The 19,152-nt window shown below is 70.1% G+C and carries 19 protein-coding genes; 12 read left to right on the top strand and 7 right to left on the bottom strand.

The features are described 5' to 3' along the window. Nucleotides 1-34: 34 nt before the first annotated feature. From NE358_RS13640 to ccsB, 6 genes are all read left to right on the top strand, one after another. Nucleotides 35-760 carry a DedA family protein gene (locus tag NE358_RS13640; RefSeq protein ID WP_289939363.1) on the top strand — a complete coding sequence of 242 codons (726 nt, stop codon included), beginning with the start codon at nucleotides 35-37 and terminating at the stop codon, nucleotides 758-760. Between the two features lie 85 nt (nucleotides 761-845). Further along, on the top strand, nucleotides 846-1,490 hold the full coding sequence (locus NE358_RS13635; RefSeq protein ID WP_103205857.1) for a histidine phosphatase family protein: 645 nt from the start codon (nucleotides 846-848) through the stop codon (nucleotides 1,488-1,490). Next, on the top strand, nucleotides 1,490-2,095 hold the full coding sequence (locus NE358_RS13630) for a TlpA family protein disulfide reductase (RefSeq protein ID WP_289939358.1): 606 nt from the start codon (nucleotides 1,490-1,492) through the stop codon (nucleotides 2,093-2,095). Before NE358_RS13635 ends, NE358_RS13630 begins: the two co-directional genes overlap by 1 nt. Beyond that, the gene (locus NE358_RS13625; RefSeq protein ID WP_141377558.1) at nucleotides 2,092-2,841 is read left to right on the top strand and encodes a cytochrome c biogenesis CcdA family protein; all 750 of its coding nucleotides are present in this window, start codon (nucleotides 2,092-2,094) and stop codon (nucleotides 2,839-2,841) included. The genes NE358_RS13630 and NE358_RS13625 overlap by 4 nt, the downstream gene beginning before the upstream one ends. A 22-nt stretch (nucleotides 2,842-2,863) precedes the next feature. Next, the gene (resB, locus tag NE358_RS13620) at nucleotides 2,864-4,537 is read left to right on the top strand and encodes a cytochrome c biogenesis protein ResB (RefSeq protein WP_499317952.1); all 1,674 of its coding nucleotides are present in this window, start codon (nucleotides 2,864-2,866) and stop codon (nucleotides 4,535-4,537) included. Nucleotides 4,538-4,541: 4 nt separating this feature from the next. After that, the gene (ccsB, locus tag NE358_RS13615) at nucleotides 4,542-5,549 is read left to right on the top strand and encodes a c-type cytochrome biogenesis protein CcsB (protein WP_103205861.1); all 1,008 of its coding nucleotides are present in this window, start codon (nucleotides 4,542-4,544) and stop codon (nucleotides 5,547-5,549) included. Between the two features lie 362 nt (nucleotides 5,550-5,911). On the opposite strand, the gene NE358_RS13610 is transcribed toward ccsB, so the two are convergent. The 3 genes from NE358_RS13610 to NE358_RS13600 form a co-directional block, all read right to left on the bottom strand. Beyond that, nucleotides 5,912-6,814, bottom strand: a complete 903-nt coding sequence (locus NE358_RS13610) for an endonuclease domain-containing protein (RefSeq protein WP_141377560.1) — start codon at nucleotides 6,812-6,814, stop codon at nucleotides 5,912-5,914. 264 nt (nucleotides 6,815-7,078) lie between these two features. After that, the gene (locus NE358_RS13605) at nucleotides 7,079-9,130 is read right to left on the bottom strand and encodes a YhgE/Pip domain-containing protein (RefSeq protein ID WP_289939351.1); all 2,052 of its coding nucleotides are present in this window, start codon (nucleotides 9,128-9,130) and stop codon (nucleotides 7,079-7,081) included. Next, nucleotides 9,127-12,015: an MMPL family transporter gene (locus tag NE358_RS13600; RefSeq protein WP_289939349.1), complete on the bottom strand. Its 2,889-nt coding sequence runs from the start codon at nucleotides 12,013-12,015 to the stop codon at nucleotides 9,127-9,129. The genes NE358_RS13605 and NE358_RS13600 overlap by 4 nt, the downstream gene beginning before the upstream one ends. Before the next feature lie 116 nt (nucleotides 12,016-12,131). On the opposite strand from NE358_RS13600, the gene NE358_RS13595 reads away from it, so the two are divergent. Next, nucleotides 12,132-12,758 (top strand): TetR/AcrR family transcriptional regulator, encoded by a 627-nt coding sequence (locus NE358_RS13595; RefSeq protein ID WP_289939347.1) that lies wholly within the window; start codon nucleotides 12,132-12,134, stop codon nucleotides 12,756-12,758. Here the strand turns inward: NE358_RS13595 and NE358_RS13590 are convergent. Together NE358_RS13590 and NE358_RS13585 are read right to left on the bottom strand one after the other, a co-directional pair. Then, nucleotides 12,745-13,746, bottom strand: coding sequence for an o-succinylbenzoate synthase (locus NE358_RS13590; protein ID WP_289939345.1), 1,002 nt, complete (start codon nucleotides 13,744-13,746; stop codon nucleotides 12,745-12,747). The two genes, NE358_RS13595 and NE358_RS13590, sit on opposite strands and share 14 nt — an antisense overlap. Before the next feature lie 16 nt (nucleotides 13,747-13,762). Beyond that, nucleotides 13,763-13,942, bottom strand: a complete 180-nt coding sequence (locus NE358_RS13585) for a hypothetical protein (protein WP_116239287.1) — start codon at nucleotides 13,940-13,942, stop codon at nucleotides 13,763-13,765. Nucleotides 13,943-14,036: 94 nt separating this feature from the next. Here NE358_RS13585 and NE358_RS13580 point away from each other — a divergent pair, with 94 nt between their 5' ends. Then, entirely contained in the window at nucleotides 14,037-14,834 is a 798-nt protein-coding gene (locus NE358_RS13580) for an LLM class F420-dependent oxidoreductase (RefSeq protein ID WP_103205867.1), read from the top strand. A 39-nt stretch (nucleotides 14,835-14,873) separates the two neighbouring features. On the opposite strand, the gene NE358_RS13575 is transcribed toward NE358_RS13580, so the two are convergent. Next, nucleotides 14,874-15,053 carry a hypothetical protein gene (locus NE358_RS13575; RefSeq protein WP_116239286.1) on the bottom strand — a complete coding sequence of 60 codons (180 nt, stop codon included), beginning with the start codon at nucleotides 15,051-15,053 and terminating at the stop codon, nucleotides 14,874-14,876. A 103-nt stretch (nucleotides 15,054-15,156) separates the two neighbouring features. On the opposite strand from NE358_RS13575, the gene NE358_RS13570 reads away from it, so the two are divergent. From NE358_RS13570 to NE358_RS13560, 3 genes are read left to right on the top strand one after another with little or no spacing between them, the layout of a single operon-like run. Next, nucleotides 15,157-16,059, top strand: a complete 903-nt coding sequence (locus tag NE358_RS13570) for a 1,4-dihydroxy-2-naphthoyl-CoA synthase (RefSeq protein ID WP_289939341.1) — start codon at nucleotides 15,157-15,159, stop codon at nucleotides 16,057-16,059. A gap of 16 nt (nucleotides 16,060-16,075) precedes the next feature. After that, nucleotides 16,076-17,233, top strand: coding sequence for an AMP-binding protein (locus NE358_RS13565; protein WP_289939340.1), 1,158 nt, complete (start codon nucleotides 16,076-16,078; stop codon nucleotides 17,231-17,233). A gap of 11 nt (nucleotides 17,234-17,244) precedes the next feature. Further along, nucleotides 17,245-18,216 carry a 1,4-dihydroxy-2-naphthoate polyprenyltransferase gene (locus tag NE358_RS13560; protein ID WP_103205871.1) on the top strand — a complete coding sequence of 324 codons (972 nt, stop codon included), beginning with the start codon at nucleotides 17,245-17,247 and terminating at the stop codon, nucleotides 18,214-18,216. A gap of 73 nt (nucleotides 18,217-18,289) precedes the next feature. On the opposite strand, the gene NE358_RS13555 is transcribed toward NE358_RS13560, so the two are convergent. Further along, entirely contained in the window at nucleotides 18,290-18,625 is a 336-nt protein-coding gene (locus NE358_RS13555) for a DUF4229 domain-containing protein (protein WP_289939338.1), read from the bottom strand. Between the two features lie 109 nt (nucleotides 18,626-18,734). On the opposite strand from NE358_RS13555, the gene NE358_RS13550 reads away from it, so the two are divergent. Beyond that, nucleotides 18,735-19,151: a PLDc N-terminal domain-containing protein gene (locus tag NE358_RS13550; RefSeq protein ID WP_103205873.1), complete on the top strand. Its 417-nt coding sequence runs from the start codon at nucleotides 18,735-18,737 to the stop codon at nucleotides 19,149-19,151. The last annotated feature ends 1 nt before the right edge of the window (nucleotide 19,152 follow it).

Genomic DNA, 19,152 nt, shown 5'->3' with positions numbered 1-19,152 from the left:
CCGGGCGGCCGATCACCGAGCGCGAAGGCACCCGATGACCGACACCACCGTCTCTCTCGTCCCGCTGCGGTCGACGTCCGGATCCGGGGAGGGACAGTCCTGGCTGACGTCGCTCGCGGACTGGACGGTCTCGCTCATGGAGATCATCGGCCCCGTCGGTGCCGGGGTCGCGATCGCCCTCGAGAACCTGTTCCCGCCTCTGCCCAGCGAGGTCGTGCTCCCCATGGCGGGGCTCACCGCCAGCCGCGGCTCGTTCACGCTGTTCGAGGCGCTGCTGTGGACGACGATCGGTTCGGTCGTCGGCGCCTTCATGCTGTACGGCCTCGGGCGCTGGCTCGGGGCCGCGCGACTTCGCGCGTTCGCGTCGAAGATGCCGCTGCTGCACCCCGAAGACGTCGACCGCACCGTCGCGTGGTTCGAGCGGCACGGGGGCAAGGCGGTGTTCTTCGGGCGGATGATCCCGATCTTCCGGAGCCTCATCTCGATCCCCGCCGGGGTCTCGAAGATGCCGCTGTGGCGCTTCGGTCTGCTCACCGGCGCGGGAAGTCTCATCTGGAACACGATCTTCGTGCTCTCGGGCTTCCTGCTGGGCGAGAACTGGCACATCATCGAGGAGTACGCCTCGATCCTGCAGTACGTGGTCATCGCCGTCGTCGCCATCGGTGTCGCTTGGTTCCTGTACTCCCGCGTCCGCTCCCTGCTGGCCTCGAAGCGCGAGGGCGATCGCGATGGGTCCGCACCCGCGCCGCGCGACGCCTGAAAGTCGTCCCGCGGGTTATCTCCACGTCGAGGCAACCGGCATCCGGACTCAGTCAGACCACAGAACCCGCCCGTAGACTGGCGCCGTGCCCGCCGACCGCCTTCATCTCGTGCGCCACGGAGAGGTCCACAACCCCCGTCGCGTGCTCTACGGTCGGCTCCCCGGATTCGGCCTCAGCGTAGACGGGCGCCGGATGGCGCGTCAGGCGGCCGAGTACGTGAAGGGCCTCGACCGCCCGGTCGAAGCCCTCGTGGTCTCGCCCCTCCAGCGCACCCGCGAGTCGGCCGAGCCCTTCGAAGAGCTCTTCGACATCGAGCCGTACATCGACGACCGGGTCATCGAGCCCACCAACGTCTTCGAGGGGCGGCGCATGAAGCAGGCCCTCGCCAACCCCCTCAACTGGCGGCACCTGAGCCGCCCGTCCGTGCCCAGCTGGGGCGAGCCGTACGAGCGCATCGTCGCCCGGATGACCTCCGCGATGACCGACGCCTGGGACCGCGTCCCCTCGGGCGATGTGGTCGTCGTGTCGCATCAACTCCCGATCTGGGTGACGCACCTCGCCCTGTCCCACCAACCCACCCGCCACGACCCCCGCAAGCGCCGCTGCGCGTTGTCGAGCGTGACGAGCTTCGAACGGCGAGACGGCGCCGACGGCTCGACGCGCTGGGTCGAGGTGGCGTACGCCGAGCCGGCGAGCACCGCCGGAGCCGTCGATGTAGGAGCCGTCTGATGCGCAGATTCCTCACCGACGCGGGGTCGATCGCCGCCGCGGTCGCTCTCGTCGTGGGTCTGTCCGCGTGCGCGGAAGACCCGCTCGCCGCGCAGTACCGCGAGGGTGACAACAAGGGCTACATCGCCGCCAACGGTTTCCAGACCACCGAGATCCCTCCCGAGAACCGCGGCGACCCCGTCGAATTCACGGGCTCTCTCGACAACGGCTCCGCCGTCTCGAGCGCCGACTTCGCCGGCAAGGTGCTCGTCGTCAACTTCTGGTACGCCACCTGCGGCCCGTGCATCATCGAGGCCCCGCGCCTCGAGCAGGCGTATCAGACGTTCCAGGGCCAGGACGTCGCCTTCCTCGGCATCAACACGTACGACCAGCCGGCCACCGCCCTGTCGTTCGCCCGCGATCACGGGGTGTCGTACTCCAGCGCCATGGCCGTGGGGGACGCGCAGCTCAAGCTCGCCTTCACCGACGCGGCACCCCTGAACGCCACCCCCACGACCCTCGTGCTCGACAAGCAGGGCCGCGTCGCCGCGCGTATCGTCGGCGAGCTGCCCGAGGCCTCGATCCTCGAGTCGATCGTGCGCACGCTGGTCGCGGAGAACGCGTGAGCCCGGGCGCCCTCGTCTTCGACGGGGCGCTGTGGATCGCCGTTCCCATCGCCCTGGCCGCCGGCCTCATCTCCTTCCTCTCGCCCTGCGTGCTCCCGCTCGTGCCGGGGTACCTCGGCTACATCAGCGGTGCCGTGGCGCCGCGCGGGGGTTCGGCATCCGCCTCCGGCAAGGGCCGCCTGCTCGGCGGGACCCTGTTGTTCATCGCCGGGTTCACCCTCGTGTTCATGGCGATCAACGTGCTCGGGGGAGCGCTCGGTCGCTTCTTCGTCGAGTACGCCGACGTGATCACCCGTGTCATGGGCGTCGTCATCATCCTCATGGGGCTGGTGTTCATCGGTCTCTTCGGCCTCGCGCAGCGCTCGATCCGGATGCAGTCGCGCAGCAACCTCGGCCTCATCGGCGCCCCGCTCCTCGGCATCGCCCTCGGCATCGGGTGGACGCCCTGCATCGGGCCCACGCTCACCGCGATCCTGTCGGTGTCGTACAACCTGGGCGACCCCGGCCGGGCCGCGCTCCTGGGATTGGCGTACTCGCTGGGTCTCGGCATCCCGTTCCTGCTCCTCGCCCTCGGATTCGGATGGGCGACGAAGTCGGTGGCGTTCGTCCGCACGCACATCCGCGTGGTCAACCTCATCGGAGGAGCGCTCCTCATCGTGCTCGGCCTGCTGATGGTGACCGGGTTCTGGGGCCAGTGGATGTCGACCCTGCAGGGGGTGATCGGCAATGTCCAGCTCCCGCTCTGATCGTTCCGACCGAGGTAACACCGTGACCGACCCGCTGCGTCCCTCCGACCACGCCGACTCGACCTCCGACGAGGTCACGCAGCCGCGCCTCGGGGTCGTGGGCTGGCTTCGCTGGGGCTGGCGCCAGCTGACGTCGATGCGCACCGCTCTGGTGCTGCTGCTGCTGCTCGCCATCGCGGCCGTTCCCGGTTCGCTCGTGCCCCAGCGCACCGCCGACCCCAACGGCGTTACGCAGTACTTCACCGACAACCCCGATCTCGCACCGGTGCTCGACAAGCTCAGCCTCTTCGACGTGTACAGCTCGCCGTGGTTCTCGGCGATCTACCTCCTGCTGTTCATCTCGCTCATCGGTTGCGTGCTGCCGCGCACCAAGCACCACTGGAAGGCCCTGCGCTCGCAGCCTCCGCGCACCCCCGCCCGACTGTCGCGACTGGACGACCACCGCACCCGCACGATCCAGGTCGACGCGGACACGGATGCCGTGGCCGCGGCCGCCGTGGAGAGCGCGGCCGCCCAGCTGCGCAAGAGCGGCTATCGCGTGGCGCGTTACGACTCCCGGGGCAGCTTCTCGGTGTCGGCCGAGCGCGGCTACCTGCGTGAGACCGGCAACCTGCTGTTCCACGGGGCTCTGGTCGGTGTCCTCATCGCGGTGGGCGTCGGCGGCGGCTTCACCTACACCGGTCAGCGCGTGCTCGTGGAAGGACAGGCGTTCAGCAACAGCCTGCTCGACTACTCCTCGTTCAATCCCGGTCGATTCGTCGGGGGTGACACCCTGACGCCGTACTCGATGACCCTCGACAAGTTCGACGTCACCTACGTCCCGCCCGGACAGCCCGGCTCGGGGCAGGCCGGCAACTTCGTCGCGCACGTGACGACCCAGACACCCGGAGGCGATGCGCAGGACGGCGAAGTGCGGGTCAACCACCCCCTCGATGTGCAGGGCGACCGCGTCTACCTGCTCGGCAACGGGTACGCCCCGACCGTCACGATCCGCGACGCCGACGGCAAAGAGGTGTTCCACGACTCGGTCGCGTTCCTGCCCCAGGACGCCAACATGACCTCGCTCGGCGTCATCAAGGTCGCCGACGGGCTTCCGCAGCAGCTCGGCCTGCTCGGGTTCTTCTATCCGACGATGGACGTGCTCGATTCGGGTGCTCTGACATCGACCTACGGCGCCCTCGAGTACCCGACGCTCACGCTTCGCGTGTACGAGGGCGATCTCGGCATCGATGACGGTACGCCGCGGTCGGTCTACACGCTCGACCCGTCGAAGATGACGCAGATCGCGGGCGGCGACAGCGGCAACCCCGCGATCCAGCTGATGCCGGGGCAGACCGAAGACCTGCCGAACGGACTCGGCACCATCACCTTCGAGAACGAGGCCCCTCCCGGAGCCGTCGGCTACGAGCAGTCGGTCAAACGCTTCGCGTCGCTGTCGATCCACCGCGACCTCGCCGGTCCCTGGGTTCTGGGCTTCGCGCTTCTCGCCCTGTTCGGTCTGCTCGCGGCCCTCTTCGTGCCGCGCCGGCGCATGTGGGTCAAGGCGACTCCGCGGGACGGCAGCGTCGAGATCGAATACGCGGGCCTGGCCCGCGGCGAAGACCCTACTCTCGCCGCAGCCGTCGATCAGCTCGCCGACAAGCACGGCGCGACCCTTCCCTCCCAGAGCCACCCCGACACCGGAAAAGTAGACTGACACCATGCCCGGAACCGACCCGCTTCTCCTCGACGAGATCTCCCTCCTCCTGGTGTGGACGGCGGTCGCCATCTACGTGCTGGCGTTCATCGCCTACGCCATCGATCTCGCCCGTCGTTCAGACCTCGCGCTGAAGGCGAAAGACCAGATCGTCGCTCGAGAGCTGGTGACCGCGGGCGGCGGGGGAGTGATCTCGTCGGGCTCCGGGGCTCCGGCATCCGCTTCGTCGGCGAAGCCCCGCTACCTCTGGGCGCGACTCGGCACGGTCCTGACCGCGCTCGGCTTCGTCTTCCACCTCGTCGCGACGGTGCTGCGTGGAGTCGCGGCTGGACGCGTGCCGTGGTCGAACATGTACGAGTTCGCCCTGACCGGTCTGCTGTTGATCATCGCGGTCTACCTCGTGGTGCTGACGCGCTACGACCTGCGCTTCCTCGGTTCGCTCATGACCGGTCTGGCCGTGCTGCTGCTGGGTGGGGCGACCCTCGCTTTCCACGTCGAGGTCGTGCCCCTGGCCGACCCGCTGAAGTCGGTGTGGCTGGTCGTGCACGTGTTCGTCGCCAGCCTCGCGACGGCCCTGTTCGCGCTCGCGTTCGGGTTGTCGGTCGTGCAGCTCATCCAGACGCGCCGCGAGCGCAAGCTGCTCGACGGTCCCACGGATGCCGAGACCAAGCGCAGCTTCCTGCGCACCGTCCCGAACGCCGAGGCGCTGGAGTCGTTGGCGTACCGCTTCGCCATCGTCGGCTTCATCTTCTGGACCTTCACCCTCATCGCCGGCTCCATCTGGGCGAACGACGCGTGGGGCCGCTTCTGGGGCTTCGATACGAAGGAAGTCTGGACCTTCGTCATCTGGGTGCTCTACGCCGGATACATTCACGCCCGCGCGACGCGCGGCTGGCGCGGCACCCGCTCCGCCTGGCTGTCGATCATCGGCTTCACCGCGGTGCTGTTCAACTTCACGATCGTCAACGTGTTCTTCAAGGGCCTGCACGCCTACAGCGGCCTGACCACCTGACGCGGGCTGCTCCCCCGGGGCGTGGCGTGGGCGGTGTTCGTGTGCGTAGTGCCCGGGTGTGTGGTGGCCCGTGCTCGTGATGCCGTGCGCGTGGCGTCCCGAGCGGGTGATGTGTGTGCGGGTTGTGCGCGGGCGCGTGGCGGCCCGGGCGCGTGATGTCCTGACAACTCCGTCGGCGCCCTGGTTGGCTCTGTCCTTGTGTTGAGTGTCAAGAACACCCGGACGATTTTCGGATCCGTCCGGGTGTTTTGGACACTCATCGTGGGTTCGTGGGTTCGTGGGTTCGTGGGTTCGTGGGTTCGTGGGTTCGTGGGTTCGTGGGTTCGTGGGTTCGTGGGTTCGTGGGTTCGCCCGGGGGACGCTCACCCGACGACGGGGGAGCCCGGCCAGCCGCGTGATTGCAGAGCCTTCCGCGTCGGTTCGACGACGCGGCCTCGGGGCTCGCGAAGGTGGTGGTCGAGCACGCGGATGAGCACCCAGCCCTGTCCGGCGATGGCCGGCCACCGGTCGGCATCCCGACGGAACTGCTCGAGGTCAGCGTGCTGGCGCCCGTCGTACTCCACGGCTACCCGGTAGTCGGGGTAGGCCAGATCGAGGCGGGCGACGAAGCGCCCGGCGGCGTCGCGGAGTACCCAATTGAGCTCGGGTTCGGGCAGACCTGCGCGCACGAGCACGAGACGGACGGCTGACTCGCGAGGCGACTCGGCTCCCGCCCGCAGGAACGGCACCGCCGCCGCGAGCGCTTTCGCGCCGCGACGGCGTGGGCGCTCGGATGCTTCGACGAGGTCTGCGCGATCCGCGAGACCGGCTGTCAGGATCGCATCGCCCACGGCGACGAGGTCGTCCTCGCCGAGCGTGCTGGCGAGCTGCGCCCACGTCTCCGAGGGACTCGCAACGGGTAGGCCGTGGCGTAGCGTCAGCTGGTCGGGGGACATCTCGAGTCGGTGCCCGATGACGCCGCGCGTACGCGGCTCACGTCCGGGTGGCATCGCCGAGACGTGAAGGTGCTGCGGTACAGGGCCGGGCAGCGGCAAGCCCCAGAGAAGCGCCGCCGTCTGATGGCTGAAGAACTGCGCGGCGGTGAGCCTGGGCTCGTAGGCGCGGCATCGATCGGCGGTGGTGTGAAGGTGGACCGAGGTGCGTGTTCCGTGGAACGGTGAGCGCAGATCCATCGCCGTCAGCCGGTCGCGCGGCACCCCGAGCCGCTTCGCCTCGCGCACAGTGAAGGACGTCCCGAGTTCTTCGGGGAGTTGTCGGCGTTGCACGCACCTACTTCAGCGCGTCGCGATGCGAGCCCGCGCGCGTCGTGACGCCCGTTGTGGAGAGGCGCGGAAGCGTGAACACGGGGGAGGAGCCGCCTCGCGAACTGCTCGCGCGGCATCTGGGCCCGCGCGCACCTTGAGTGTCCAAAACACCCGGACGATTTTCGAATCCGTCCGGGTGTCTTGGACACTCAACGGGGCGGACCGCGGACCGCGGACCGCGGGGCGCCGGGCGGCGCGGGGCGCGGGGCGCGAGCGCGCCGCCGGCTACCCCGCGGTGGCGACGGCGCTCGCGGCCCGCGTCGACACCGTACGGCGACGCACGACGACCAGCGTCGTGACCACCAGCGCCAGCACGGCCCAGACGACCAGTCCCGCGGCTCCCGCTCCCACGCCGCCGACGGACGAGAGTGCGCCAAGCATCGCGTTGTATGCGGGGGCCGTCGGCAGCAGCGAGGCGAAGGCCGCCAAGACGGGCGGCACCGTCGAGACGATGCTCGTCGCGAGGGCGAGCGCGCCGACGATCGCGGCGATCCAACGGCCCGCACCGCCGAAGAGCGCGACGAGCGCCTGGTTCACGGCCGCGAAGGCCACGCCCGCGACCACGCAGATCATGGCGAACAACGCCCAGTCGCCCCAGTCGTAGTCGGATGCCACCTGCACGACGCCCGCGACCAGCATTCCCTGCACGGCTCCGACCACCGCCGCGGGAGCGAAGCCGCGCAGCGCGACGAGACCCGATGAACGCCGGCTGGTGAGAGCGCGGGCCGAGACCGCCTGGAACACCACGAACGATGCGAGAGCTCCGAACCACAGCACGGCCATCGCCAGCAGCGGTACCGCCGCGACGCCGAAGAGCGAGTCGCTGCTGCCCGACGCCGAGACGGGGTCGGCGACGACATCGGCGAGGTTCGTGGCCTGCGCGTCGGTGTAGGTGGGCAGTTTCGCGACGGCGGTGTCGAGGCCGTCCGCGAGGGATGCCGTTCCGGTCGCGACCTGGGTGATGCCGTCCGCGAGCTGGCCTGCTCCGGTCTCGGCGCCGGAGGCTCCGGATGCCACTTGACCGGCGCCCGAGGCCAGAGCCGAGGCTCCCGTGCCGAACTGGCGGGCGCCGTCGGCGAGCGTGGTGGCTCCGCCCGCGATGCCGTCCATGCCGCTCGCGATCGTGCCGATGCCCTTCGCGGCGTCGTAGCCGCCGTCGGCGAGCTTCTGGTTCGCCTGGGCGAGGGCGCTGAACCCGGCGGGGAGCTTCGACGCCTCCGCCGACAGACCGCCGATCTGCGCGACGGTCGCCTTCGCTTTCGGCAGGGCCGCGTTGGCGTTGTCGGAGGCGGTGCGCAGTGCTGTGCACTGCTCGGGGGTTCCGGTGCACGTGTCCGCGGCTGTCTGCAGAGCGGCGGCGGCATCGGTGAGAGCGGTGTTGATCTGCGGCGCGGCGGCCGACAGCTGCTGTGCGTCCTCGGCGAATCCGGGCGGGATCTGGGCGGCGAGGGCCGTGATCTGTCTGGCCAGTTCCGCGTTGCCGTCGGCCAGCTGAGTGACTCCCGCCGCCGCGGAGCGCGTCCCGTTCGCCAGTGCCCCCGCTCCCGTCGAGAGCTGTGTCGCCCCGTCGGTCAGAGGCCCGGCTCCCGCGGCGAGCTTCGAGGCGCCGTCGGCGAGGCCGGTGGCACCGCTCGAGAGCTGGCCGAGGCCGTCGCGGAGTCCTTCGGCTCCGTGGGACGCCTGCGAGGCGCCGTCGGCGAGCTGGTGTGCCCCGCTCGCGGCCGTACCGAGTTGGTCGCTGAGGGTCGTGAAGCCGAGGAAGACGTTCTTCAGGTATTGCGACGACAGCGTGCTGCCGTAGACGTTGGAGGCGGTGGATGCCAGGGCCCCGGTGATCGCGCCGTCGACGACGCGGGCGTTCGGCGCCGTCTGCACGCCGATCGTGGCCTTCTCGGGTGTCTCGCCCGGTCGGGTCGAGAGGGAGGCGGCCGTGAAGTTCTCGGGAATCGTCACGACGGCCGTGTAGGTGCCGTTTTTGAGCCCCGCCGCGGCGTCCTCGTCGTTGGAGATGACCCAGTCGATGTTGCTCGGCTGGTCGTCGGCGCCCTTGACGAGACCGCCGGTGAGCTGTCTCCCGAGGGGGACGAGCTGCCCGTCGAGCTCCACGGCCTTGTCGTCGTTGACGATCGCGGCCGTGATGTTCTCGAGACGGTCGGTGGGCTTGTAGAGCGCTCCGACGAGGATGCCGCCGATCACGGCGGGCAGCAGCAGCACGCCGATGAGCGTGAGCCAGGTGACGGGGCGGCGCGAACGGGAGCGCTCGACGGGGAGAGTCATGCGAACACCTCGGAGAGATCGGCGAAGGTTTCGGGTTCGGTGCGGTGACGACGAGGGGTCGGCAGGTGCAGGGAGGCGATGTGCGGTCGCTGCGCTTCGGCCAGGAGGGCCAGGGCGCGGCGTTCGTCGCGCGCCGAGACGACGAGGGTGAACGCCGACGCATCGTTTTCGCTGCGCTCCCGCGCCTCGGTCGCGGCGCGACGGAGCACCTCGGCGACGTCGTCGCGGGCATCGTCGTCGAGACGGTCGATGTCGGAAACGAGCAGCACACGCGTACCGCGCGCGGCGGCCTGCGCCACGTCAGCCGCGGCCGCGGCGGGGTCGTCGAGGAGAGCGACTCCGACGCGGGCGCGGACGGCTCCGGCGCGCTCGGGGACGAGGAGGCCGTCGACACGCAGTCGTCCGTCGATCTGCGACAGTCGCCCCGACAGGGCGAGCAGCAGCGTCCGCGTCGTGCGGGTCTCGCCCGTGACCAGCAGGGTGCCGCCGTAGGCGAGGCGCAGCGACACGTCCGAGAACACCGGTTCCTCGGCATCCGTCGGTCCGATCGCGCGCAGATCGTCGGCGGCGATCGCCATTGCGGGCTCGCTCGGCCAATCGGCCAGGCGCACCTCGCGCTCGACGGCCTCGCCCTCGACGTCGAGCTTCGGCAGGATCCGGTCGAGCCAGCGCGGCATCCACCAGGCTTTCGCGCCCAGCAACGCGAGGATCGCCGGAACGAGGGTCATGCGGACGAGGAACGCGTCGACCGCGACGCCCACGGCGAGGCCCAGTGCGATGGGCTTGAGGCTCGAGTCGCCCTCGGGGACGAAGGCGACGAAGACGGCGAACATGATCACGGCGGCGGCGACCACCACACGGGCCGAGGCCGAGAAGCCGCTGCGGACCGCACCGAGCGCGACCTCGCGCGGCGTACGGCCCTCGCGGTTCGCGTGCACGTAGTCCTCGCGCATACGCGAGACGAGGAACACCTGGTAGTCCATCGCCAGGCCGAACAGCACGCCCATCACGACGATCGGCATGAAGCTGATGATGGGGCCGACCTTCGCCACGTGCAGGGCATCGGCGAACCACCCCCACTCGAACACGGCGGCCACGACGCCGAACGACGCGGCGACGGAGAGCAGGTACCCGCCGGCAGCGGTCAGCGGCACCCAGATGGAGCGGAACACGATCATCAGCAGGACGAGCGAGAGGCCAACCACGAAGAGACCGAAGGGCAGGAGTGCGGCACCCAGCTGGTCGGAGATGTCGATCGTCACGGCGGTGTAGCCGGTGACGAGCAGGTGCACGCCGAACTGGTCGTACAGGCGGGGCTCGGCGGCGCGGAGAGCACGCACGAGGTCGGCGGTGCGCGGGTCGTCGGGCGCGGTCTCGGGCACGATCTGAACGATGCCGGTGTCGGCGGTGGCGTTCGGCGTCGCCAGGGCCACCTTCGCGACCCCCGGGATCTTCGCGATCTCGTCGCCGATGCTCGTCATGAGGTTCAGCGGGTCGTTCGAGGTGACGATCGTGCCCGTCATGATGAGGGGACCGTTGGCGCCGGGCCCGAAGTACTCGTCGGTCAGCTCGTAGGCGACGCGCGCCTCGTCGCCCTTCGGCAATTGGCCGGCGTTCGGGAGCGTGAGAGCGAGCGACGCGGCCGGGATCGCCGTGACGCCGAGCAGGCCGATGACGGCGACGGTCGTGACCACGGGATGCCGAGTCACCAGGCCCACCCAACGCGTGGCCGGTCCGTTGCGTTCGGCGCGCGCCTTGGCGGCTTTCGCCTTCTCTGCGCGCTCGGCGGCGTCCGCTTCGCGCGCTTCGTCGTCGTCGTTCGCGGGGGCGCCGTGAGCGCCCTTCTTGGGTCGCTTGTATCCCCACCCCACGACGCGGTGGCCCGCGAACCCGAGGAAGGCGGGCGTGAGAGTGAGTCCCACGCAGACCGCGATCGCCACGGCGACGGAGGCGGCGATGCCCATGGTCGTCAGGAACGGGATGCCGGCGAAGCTCAGGCCGATGAGCGCGATGAGCACCGTGATTCCGGCGAAGACGACCGCGGATCCGGCGGTGCCGACGGCACGGGCGGTCGATTCCTCGGGGTCCATTCCGGCGCGCGTCTGGTCTTGATGTCGCGACACGATGAAGAGGGCGTAGTCGATACCGACCGCCAGGCCCAGCATCACCGCCAGCAGGGGCGTGGTCGACGACACGGTGGCGAAGCCGGTCGCGATGAAGATGAGCCCGATCGAGAGGGCGACGCCGAGGATGGCGGTGGCCAGCGGCATCCCGGCCACGAGGAACGAGCGGAACGTCATCATGAGCACGAGCGCGGCGATGAGGACGCCGACGGCTTCGGTGAGCGAGGCGCCGGGGATCTCGGTGGCGAACAGCTGGCCGCCGAGGATCGCCTGCGATCCGGAGGGGAGGTCGGTGCTGAGGGCCGTCGTGGCGGCTCGGAGCCCGTCCTTCGTGTCGGCGGGCACGGCGGTCGATTCGCCGGCGAACTGGATGCGGACGATCGCCGCCCGTCCGTCGTCGGAGATCCCGCCCGAGATCCGTGCGTCGTAGGGGTCGGTGACGGCCTCGACGAAGTCGAGCGTGCCGATGCCACCCTCTGCCTTCTGGATCGTGTCTTGGTAGGCCTGATCGCGCACGCTCGAGCCCTCGGCCGAGACGACGATGATCTCGGCGCTCGCGCCGCTCACCTGGGGGAAGGTGCGATCGAGCATTTCGAGACCGGCCTGCGATTCGGTGCCCGGGATCGCGAAGGTGTTGTCGGTGCCCTTCGCGAACACGGCGACGCCGCCGCCCGCGATCGCGAGGATCAGCAGCCAACCGGTCAGCACGCGCCAGGGGTGGCGGAACGACCAGCGGCCCAGGGTGTAGAGGAATGTCGACACGGCGGCTCCCACGATCGGTGAACGAGTCGATACATCACCGTATCGGATACATCAATGTATCGTAGACCTGAAGGGTGCGATCCTAGCTGGACGTCCACCCAGAACAGGAGACGCGGATGACCGACACCGCACCCGCCCCCTCGCGTCGGCGCGAGAACACCCGGACGCGTCTCATGGACGCCGCCGCGGAGATGTTCGCCGAGGTCGGCATCGACGCGGCCTCGGTCGAGGCGATCTGCGACCGCGCCGGGTTCACGCGCGGCGCGTTCTACTCGAACTTCGGCTCGAAGGAAGAACTCTTCCTCGCCCTCTGCGGCCGCTCCGCCGAGACCACGATCGCCGCTGTCCGCGACCGGGTCACCTCGATCGAGGACCGCGGACTGGATGCCACGGGCGAAGTCCTCCATCTCGTCCAAGAAGTACTCGAGGTCGCGGGCGAGGACCGCCTCGACGTCCTCCTCGGCGCCGAGACGCGCGTGCAGGCCCTGCGCAACCCCGAGTTCGCGGCGGCCTACCTCTCATCGAACGGCGCCCTGTGCGACAGTGTCACGCAGCTCGTGCGCGACATCGCCGACGCGCGGGGGCTGACTCTGCGCCTGCCCGCGGACGCCGCGACGGAGCTTCTGCTGTCGGCCTGGATCTCGGCATCCGAGACCGCCGTCATGACGGGAACGTCACCCTCCGACGCGCGCGGTCAGCTGGGCGAGCGGCTCGCTCAGATCGTGCGACTCATCCTCGAGTGATCTCGAGAGCGGCGTAGCACCGCCGCAGCCGGTCCAGCCACCACTCCCGTCGATCGTCCGTCGCGGCCACCCGATCGAAATCGGACGACGAGGGGCGGGGGCGCTCGAGCGGCAGCATTCCACCGCGGGCCACGAGGGGAGATCCCACGACATCGACCGTGAACAGCGAGGCGGTGCCGAGTCCGCAGTCGTAGTCGAGGTCGGGCAGCGCCGCCGCCAGCGCCACCCCCATCGACAGGCCGATGGAGGTGTCGAGGGCGCTGGACACCACGGCGGGCAGTCCCGCCTGCGCGACGATCTCTCGCGCCGCATGGACGCCGCCGAGGGGCTGAGCTTTGATGACGAGCAGATCGGCGGCACCCGCACGCGCCACACGCAGGGGGTCGGCGGCCTTGCGGACGCTCTCGTCGGCCGCGATCGGAATGTCGAGATAGTCGATCCGCTCGCGCAGCTCGGCGAGCTCGTCGATCTCGGCGCAGGGCTGCTCGACGTACTCGAGGTCGAACTCGGCGAGGGCGTGGACCGCTCGCTCGGCCTCGTCGACGTTCCACGCACCGTTCGCGTCGACGCGCACCCGTCCCTCGGGCCCCATCGCCTCGCGGACCGCTCGGACGCGCGCCACGTCCGCGGCAAGCGTCTGGCCCGCCTCGGCGACCTTGACCTTGACCGTGCGGCATCCGTCATACCGGGCGAGGATCCTCGGCACCTCGGATGCCGCGACCGCGGGCATCGTGGCATTGACGGCGACGCGGTCGCGCACGGCCGGCGGTGACGGACGCCACCCGAAGTCGATGGCCCCGGCGAGCCAGGTCGCGGCTTCCGCATCGGCGTACTCGACGAACGGCGAGAACTCCGTCCACCCCTCGGGGCCCTCGAACACGAGCGCCTCTCGTGTCTCGATCCCCCGGAAGCGGGCGGCGAGCGGGAGGGAGACGACGCGCGCCGAGTCGAGGATCTCGGCGAGCGGGGGGAGGGCGACGGTGCTCATGCCCTCATCCTGCCGCTCAGCGCGGTCCGCCGCCGCCGAACCCGCCGAGCCAGAACGTCTGGCGTTCGACGGTGTAGGACGACAGGTCCTTCTGCGAATCGAGCGACTGCTGAGCGTTCTCGGCCTGCTCGTGCGTGCGGCGCGGACCGAAGAGGTAATCGCGTAGCCGCGCGAGCTTCGACATCTTCTTCGTCATGCTGACTCCGATCGTCGGTAGCCCTCCACGCTATGTGAGATCGATCTCGCGGTCCACCCGTCTCGGCGCGCAGACACGGGCATAGGCTGACGCCATGCTCTTCGATACCCCCGTCCGGCTCGGCGTGCAGATCCAGCCGCAGCACGTGCAGTATTCCGACATCCGCGACGCCGTCCTCCGTCTGGAAGAGATGGGCGTCGACGTCCTGTTCAATTGGGACCACTTCTATCCCCTCTACGGTGACCCCGAGGGCGAGCACTTCGAGTCGTGGACCATGCTCTCCGCCTGGGCCGAGCAGACCGAGCGCGTCGAGTTCGGCGCCCTCGTCAACTGCAACAGCTACCGCAATCCCGATCTGCAGGCCGACATGGCCCGCACCGTCGACCACATCAGCAAGAAGGGCGGCGACACGGGTCGCTTCATCTTCGGCACCGGCTCGGGCTGGTTCCAGCGCGATTACGACGAGTACGGCTACGACTTCGGCACCGCCGGTTCGCGGCTGAACGCCCTGGCGACCGACCTCGACCGGGTCGTCGCGCGGTGGGGCAAGCTCAACCCGGCACCCACCCGCAGAATCCCCGTCATGATCGGCGGCAAGGGCGAGCAGAAGACGCTGCGCATCGTCGCGCGTCACGCCGACATCTGGCACAGCTTCGTCACCCCCGATGAGCTGCCGCACAAGTTCGGGGTGATCGAGAAGTGGGCCGAGGCCGAGCAGCGCGACCTGTCGGGCCTCGTCGTCTCGAACGAGTTGAAGGATCGTGACGAAGACGTCGCCGACGCCCTCTACGACGCCGGCACGCGCCTGTTCACCCTCGGCTTCGGCGGTCCGGACTGGGACTACTCGCTCGTCGAGCGCTGGCTGCGCTGGCGCGACGGCAAGAACGCGTGACGACGACGGCGCCCCGGCGATGTCGGGGCGCCGTCGCGGTCACGGTGTGAACTGCGCGCCCCCGGACGTCCCCGTCCAGTTCTTCGCGGCCTCGCCCTGGTAGTACGCGCTCTCGCTCTGGTGGTTCAGCGACCGCCGCGCGTCTTCGGACTGCTCGTGTGCGGGCGCTCCGAGGAAGTACTCGCGGATGCGGCCCAGGATCGACACTTTCTTCGCCATGATGACTCCGATCGTCGGGTCGTTCAGGCTACGGGGTACGGCGGCGGTCGTCTACCGCCCTCGAACCCCCGCTCGCGGAGACCCCCGCGCGTAGGCTGATCGGGTGACCGTCTCCGAGCTCTTCGATCCCACGGAATGGACCCTGGCGCCCGGCGCCGCGGACTACACCGACATCACCGCCCACGTGACGCACGATGGGCGCGTCGCGCGCATCGCATTCGACCGGCCCGAGGTGCGCAACGCCTTCCGGCCGCACACCGTCGACGAGCTGTACCGCGCCCTCGACATCGCTCGCCAGGACCACCGCATCGGGGTCGTCCTGCTCACCGGCAACGGCCCCAGCGCGAAGGACGGCGGGTGGGCGTTCTGCTCCGGTGGCGACCAGCGCATCCGTGGTCGAGACGGCTACAAGTACTCGACCGACGAGACCACCGTGCACGACCCGGGTCGCGCCGGACGCCTGCACATCCTCGAGGTGCAGCGTCTCATCCGCTTCATGCCCAAGGTCGTCATCGCGGTCGTCCCCGGGTGGGCTGCGGGCGGCGGGCACTCGCTCAACGTCGTCTGCGACCTGTCGATCGCAAGTGCCGAGCACGGTCGGTTCAAGCAGACGGATGCCGACGTCGGCTCGTTCGACGCCGGGTACGGCTCGGCGTACTTCGCGCGCCAGGTCGGGCAGAAATTCGCGCGCGAGATCTTCTTCCTCGCCGAGGAGTATTCGGCCGAGCGCGCCTACGAGATGGGCGCGGTCAACCGCGTCGTACCCCACGCCGAGCTCGAGCGGGAGGCTCTGTCGATGGCGCGGACGATCCTGACGAAGTCGCCCACCGCGATCCGCATGCTGAAGTACGCCTTCAACGCCGTCGACGACGGACTCGTGGGCCAGCAGCTCTTCGCCGGAGAGGCCACCCGTCTCGCCTACGGCACCGACGAGGCCGCCGAGGGGCGCGATTCGTTCCTCGAGAAGCGCGACCCCGACTGGTCCGACGTGCCGTGGCACTACTGACCGGCGAGGTCGTCGCGTGAGGCTCGAGGCGCCGGCATCCGACGATCCGCGCGACGTGGTGCGCGCTCTGCGTGCGGCCGTCCTCGGTGCGGGGCCGGCCGTGGCCCTCGGCGGCGCGGGGCTTCTCGGCGACGTGCCCCCGGGCACCGCCGTGGTCGTGACCACCTCGGGCTCGACGGGTGTGCCGAAGTCGGTCGTGATCAGCCGCAACGCCCTCATCAGCAGCGCGTACGCCACGGCCGCCCGCATCGGGGAGGGCGCGTGGCTGCTCGCGGTCCCGGCGACCTACGTCGCGGGTGTCCAGGTGATCGTGCGGGCACTCCTCGCCGATCGCGAGCCCGCGGTCGTCGCCGGGCCCTTCCGGCCGGAGCCGTTCGCCGCCGCGGCCCTCGGTATGGCCTCGCACCTCGACGGCGCCCGCGTCCCCCGTTACACCTCGCTCGTCCCCGCGCAATTGCAGAGACTGTTGGATGCCGCCGAGCACGACGCCACCGTCGCCCAGGCGCTGCGTTCGTTCGAGGCGATCCTCATCGGGGGGCAGGCACTCGCTCCCTCGGTGCGGGAACGGGCCGAGGCAGCCGGGGCGCGCGTCGTGCGCACCTACGGCTCGAGTGAGACCAGCGGCGGCTGCGTGTACGACGGCGTTCCCCTCGACGGCGTCGGCATGGCGATCGTTGACGGCGAGGTGCGCTTGTCGGGTCCGACTCTGGCCGAGGGCTACCTCGGCGATCCCGAGCGCACGGCGTCCGTGTTCCCTCGCGCCGACGGCACGCGCTGGTACCGCACCGGCGACGGTGGTCAGATCGACGACGGCGTGCTGCACGTCACCGGTCGCCTCGACAACGTGATCGTCTCGGGAGGGGTGAACGTCTCGCTCGACCGGGTCGAGGCCGCTGTGCGCGGCATCCCGGGTCTGGAATCCGCCGTCGTCGTACCGATCCCGGATGCCGCCTGGGGCCAGGGATCGGCCGTGGTGGTGCCGGGGATCGCGGCGTCTCGAGAACGGGATCTGCTCGCCGTGATCCGCGAGGTCGTCGGTACGGCCGTCGGAGCGCCCGCGCGGCCGGCGTGCGTCGTCGCGGTCGACGAGCTCCCGACGCTGCGATCGGGCAAGCCCGATCGTGCGATGCTGCGGCGCCTCGTCGGCGAGGGCGGGCAGAACCCGCGGGATTAGACTGACCCTTCGTGGCAGCCCAGTCTCGCAAGCGTCCGAACACCGCCAAGAAGCGTCGTCCCGGCGGAAACCCGCAGAGGGCGAAGAGCGGTGCTCCCCGAGCCGTCGCCCCGGCGACCGCGCGCGACTGGATCGCCGCCGCACGCCTGCGCACCCTGCCGCTGGCCATCACCCCCGTGCTCATCGGAACCGGTGCGGCCACCCTCGTCGACGACGATCTCCACTGGGTCATCGCTCTCGCGTGCCTGGCCGTCGCCTTCGCCCTGCAGATCGGCGTGAACTACGCGAACGACTTCTCCGACGGCATCCGCGGTACCGACGATGTGCGTGTCGGGCCGGGGCGTCTGACCGGCGGCAAGAAGGCGAAGCCGCGAACGGTGTTGCTCGTCGCCCTGGCGTTCTTCGCGCTCGCCGCGATCATCGGTCTCGCGCTCGTGATCCGCACGGGGCAGTGGTGGCTCCTCCCGGTGGGCGCCGTCTGCATCGTCGCGGCGTGGTTCTACACCGGCGGTAAGCGCCCGTACGGCTACAACGCGATGGGCGAGATCTTCGTCTTCGTCTTCTTCGGTCTCGTCGCCACCCTCGGGACGACGTGGCTGCAGGTGCTGTCGCTGCCGCAGGAGGCCTGGTTCGGCGCGGTCTCGGCGGGTCTTCTGGCGTGCGCCGTGCTGCTGGCCAACAATCTGCGCGACATCGAGCAGGACCGTCTCGCGGGCAAGCGCACGCTCTCGGTGCTCATCGGGCGCCGCGCGACGCAGGTGATCTTCACGGTCTTCGTGCTCGTGCCGTTCGGGATCGCGGCGTTCCTGGCGCAGGTCTACCCGGTCGCGTGGCTGGAGGCAATCCCTCTGCTCGGTGGTCTCGCCGCGATTCTCATCGTGTGGACCTACCGTGCCCCGCGAGAGCTGATCACGGCGTTGCAGGTGACGAGCTTCACCTCGGTCGCGTACGGCGCGGTCCTGTTCGGGGCGTTCGCGGTCTGACGGCGCTTCGCGCGAAGCGGCCGTCGGGCGTCAGCGCGAGAACCGGCCCGTCGACACCCTCGAGGGGCGGCGATCAGCCGCGCGAAGCCTCGCCCGCCGCGCTCGGGTCCTCGGCGACGTCGGTGCGCGTGGCATCTACCACCGCATCTTCGGCGTCGGCGTCGGTCTGAGCACCGGTCCGGCGACCGGTGGCGGTGCGCTGCGCACGACGCTCGGCGAGACCGCCGGTGACCTTGTCGAGCGGACGACGCAGGAACAGCGTCGACAGGCTCAAGCCGATCAGAGCGGCGAAGATGGCGGCGAGCCACGGAAGTTCTTGGAACACCGGGAACAGCAGCAGGATCCCGAGGGGCACGAGGAAGGCGAGCAAACGCAGCACCGTGTAGACGAGGGCCGAACGAGCGCGCATACCGTCATTCTACGGCGGGCGCTTCTGCGGCGATCCCGGGTGGTTCGAGCGTGGAAGACCGCGCGCCGGCTCCGGGCCCCTGCCCAGCCGGCGCACGTAGAATCAGTTCATGGCACGGTTGCTTCTCATCCTGGCGCTCGTGGCGACCGTCTTCTGGGTCTACACGATCGTGGACTGCGCCGTGCAGAGCCCCTCTCGCCATCGCGGCGTCAACAAGCCCGCGTGGCTGGCGATCGTGATCCTTCTCCCCGTGCTCGGCGGCATCCTGTGGTTCGCCATCGGTCGGGGCCGAGCGACCCAGACGGTCGTGCGACGCGCCCCCGACGACGACCCCGAGTTCCTCGGTCGCATGACCGCGTCGGCGCGCGCCGAGCAGGACGAGCGCATCCGCCGTCTCGAAGAGGAGCTGGCGCAGCTCGACTCCGAAGCCGACGACCCGCAGCCCCCGAAGAAGACGACCGACCCGGACGACACCCCCGGCAAGGGTGACGACGACACCCGCGGTCAGCGCGGCGCCGTCGGCTGAG

Source organism: Sphingomonas sp. G5, assembly GCF_052660795.1.
Note: the sequence above shows the minus strand (reverse complement) of the source record. Positions and strands in the feature narration are given on the sequence as shown.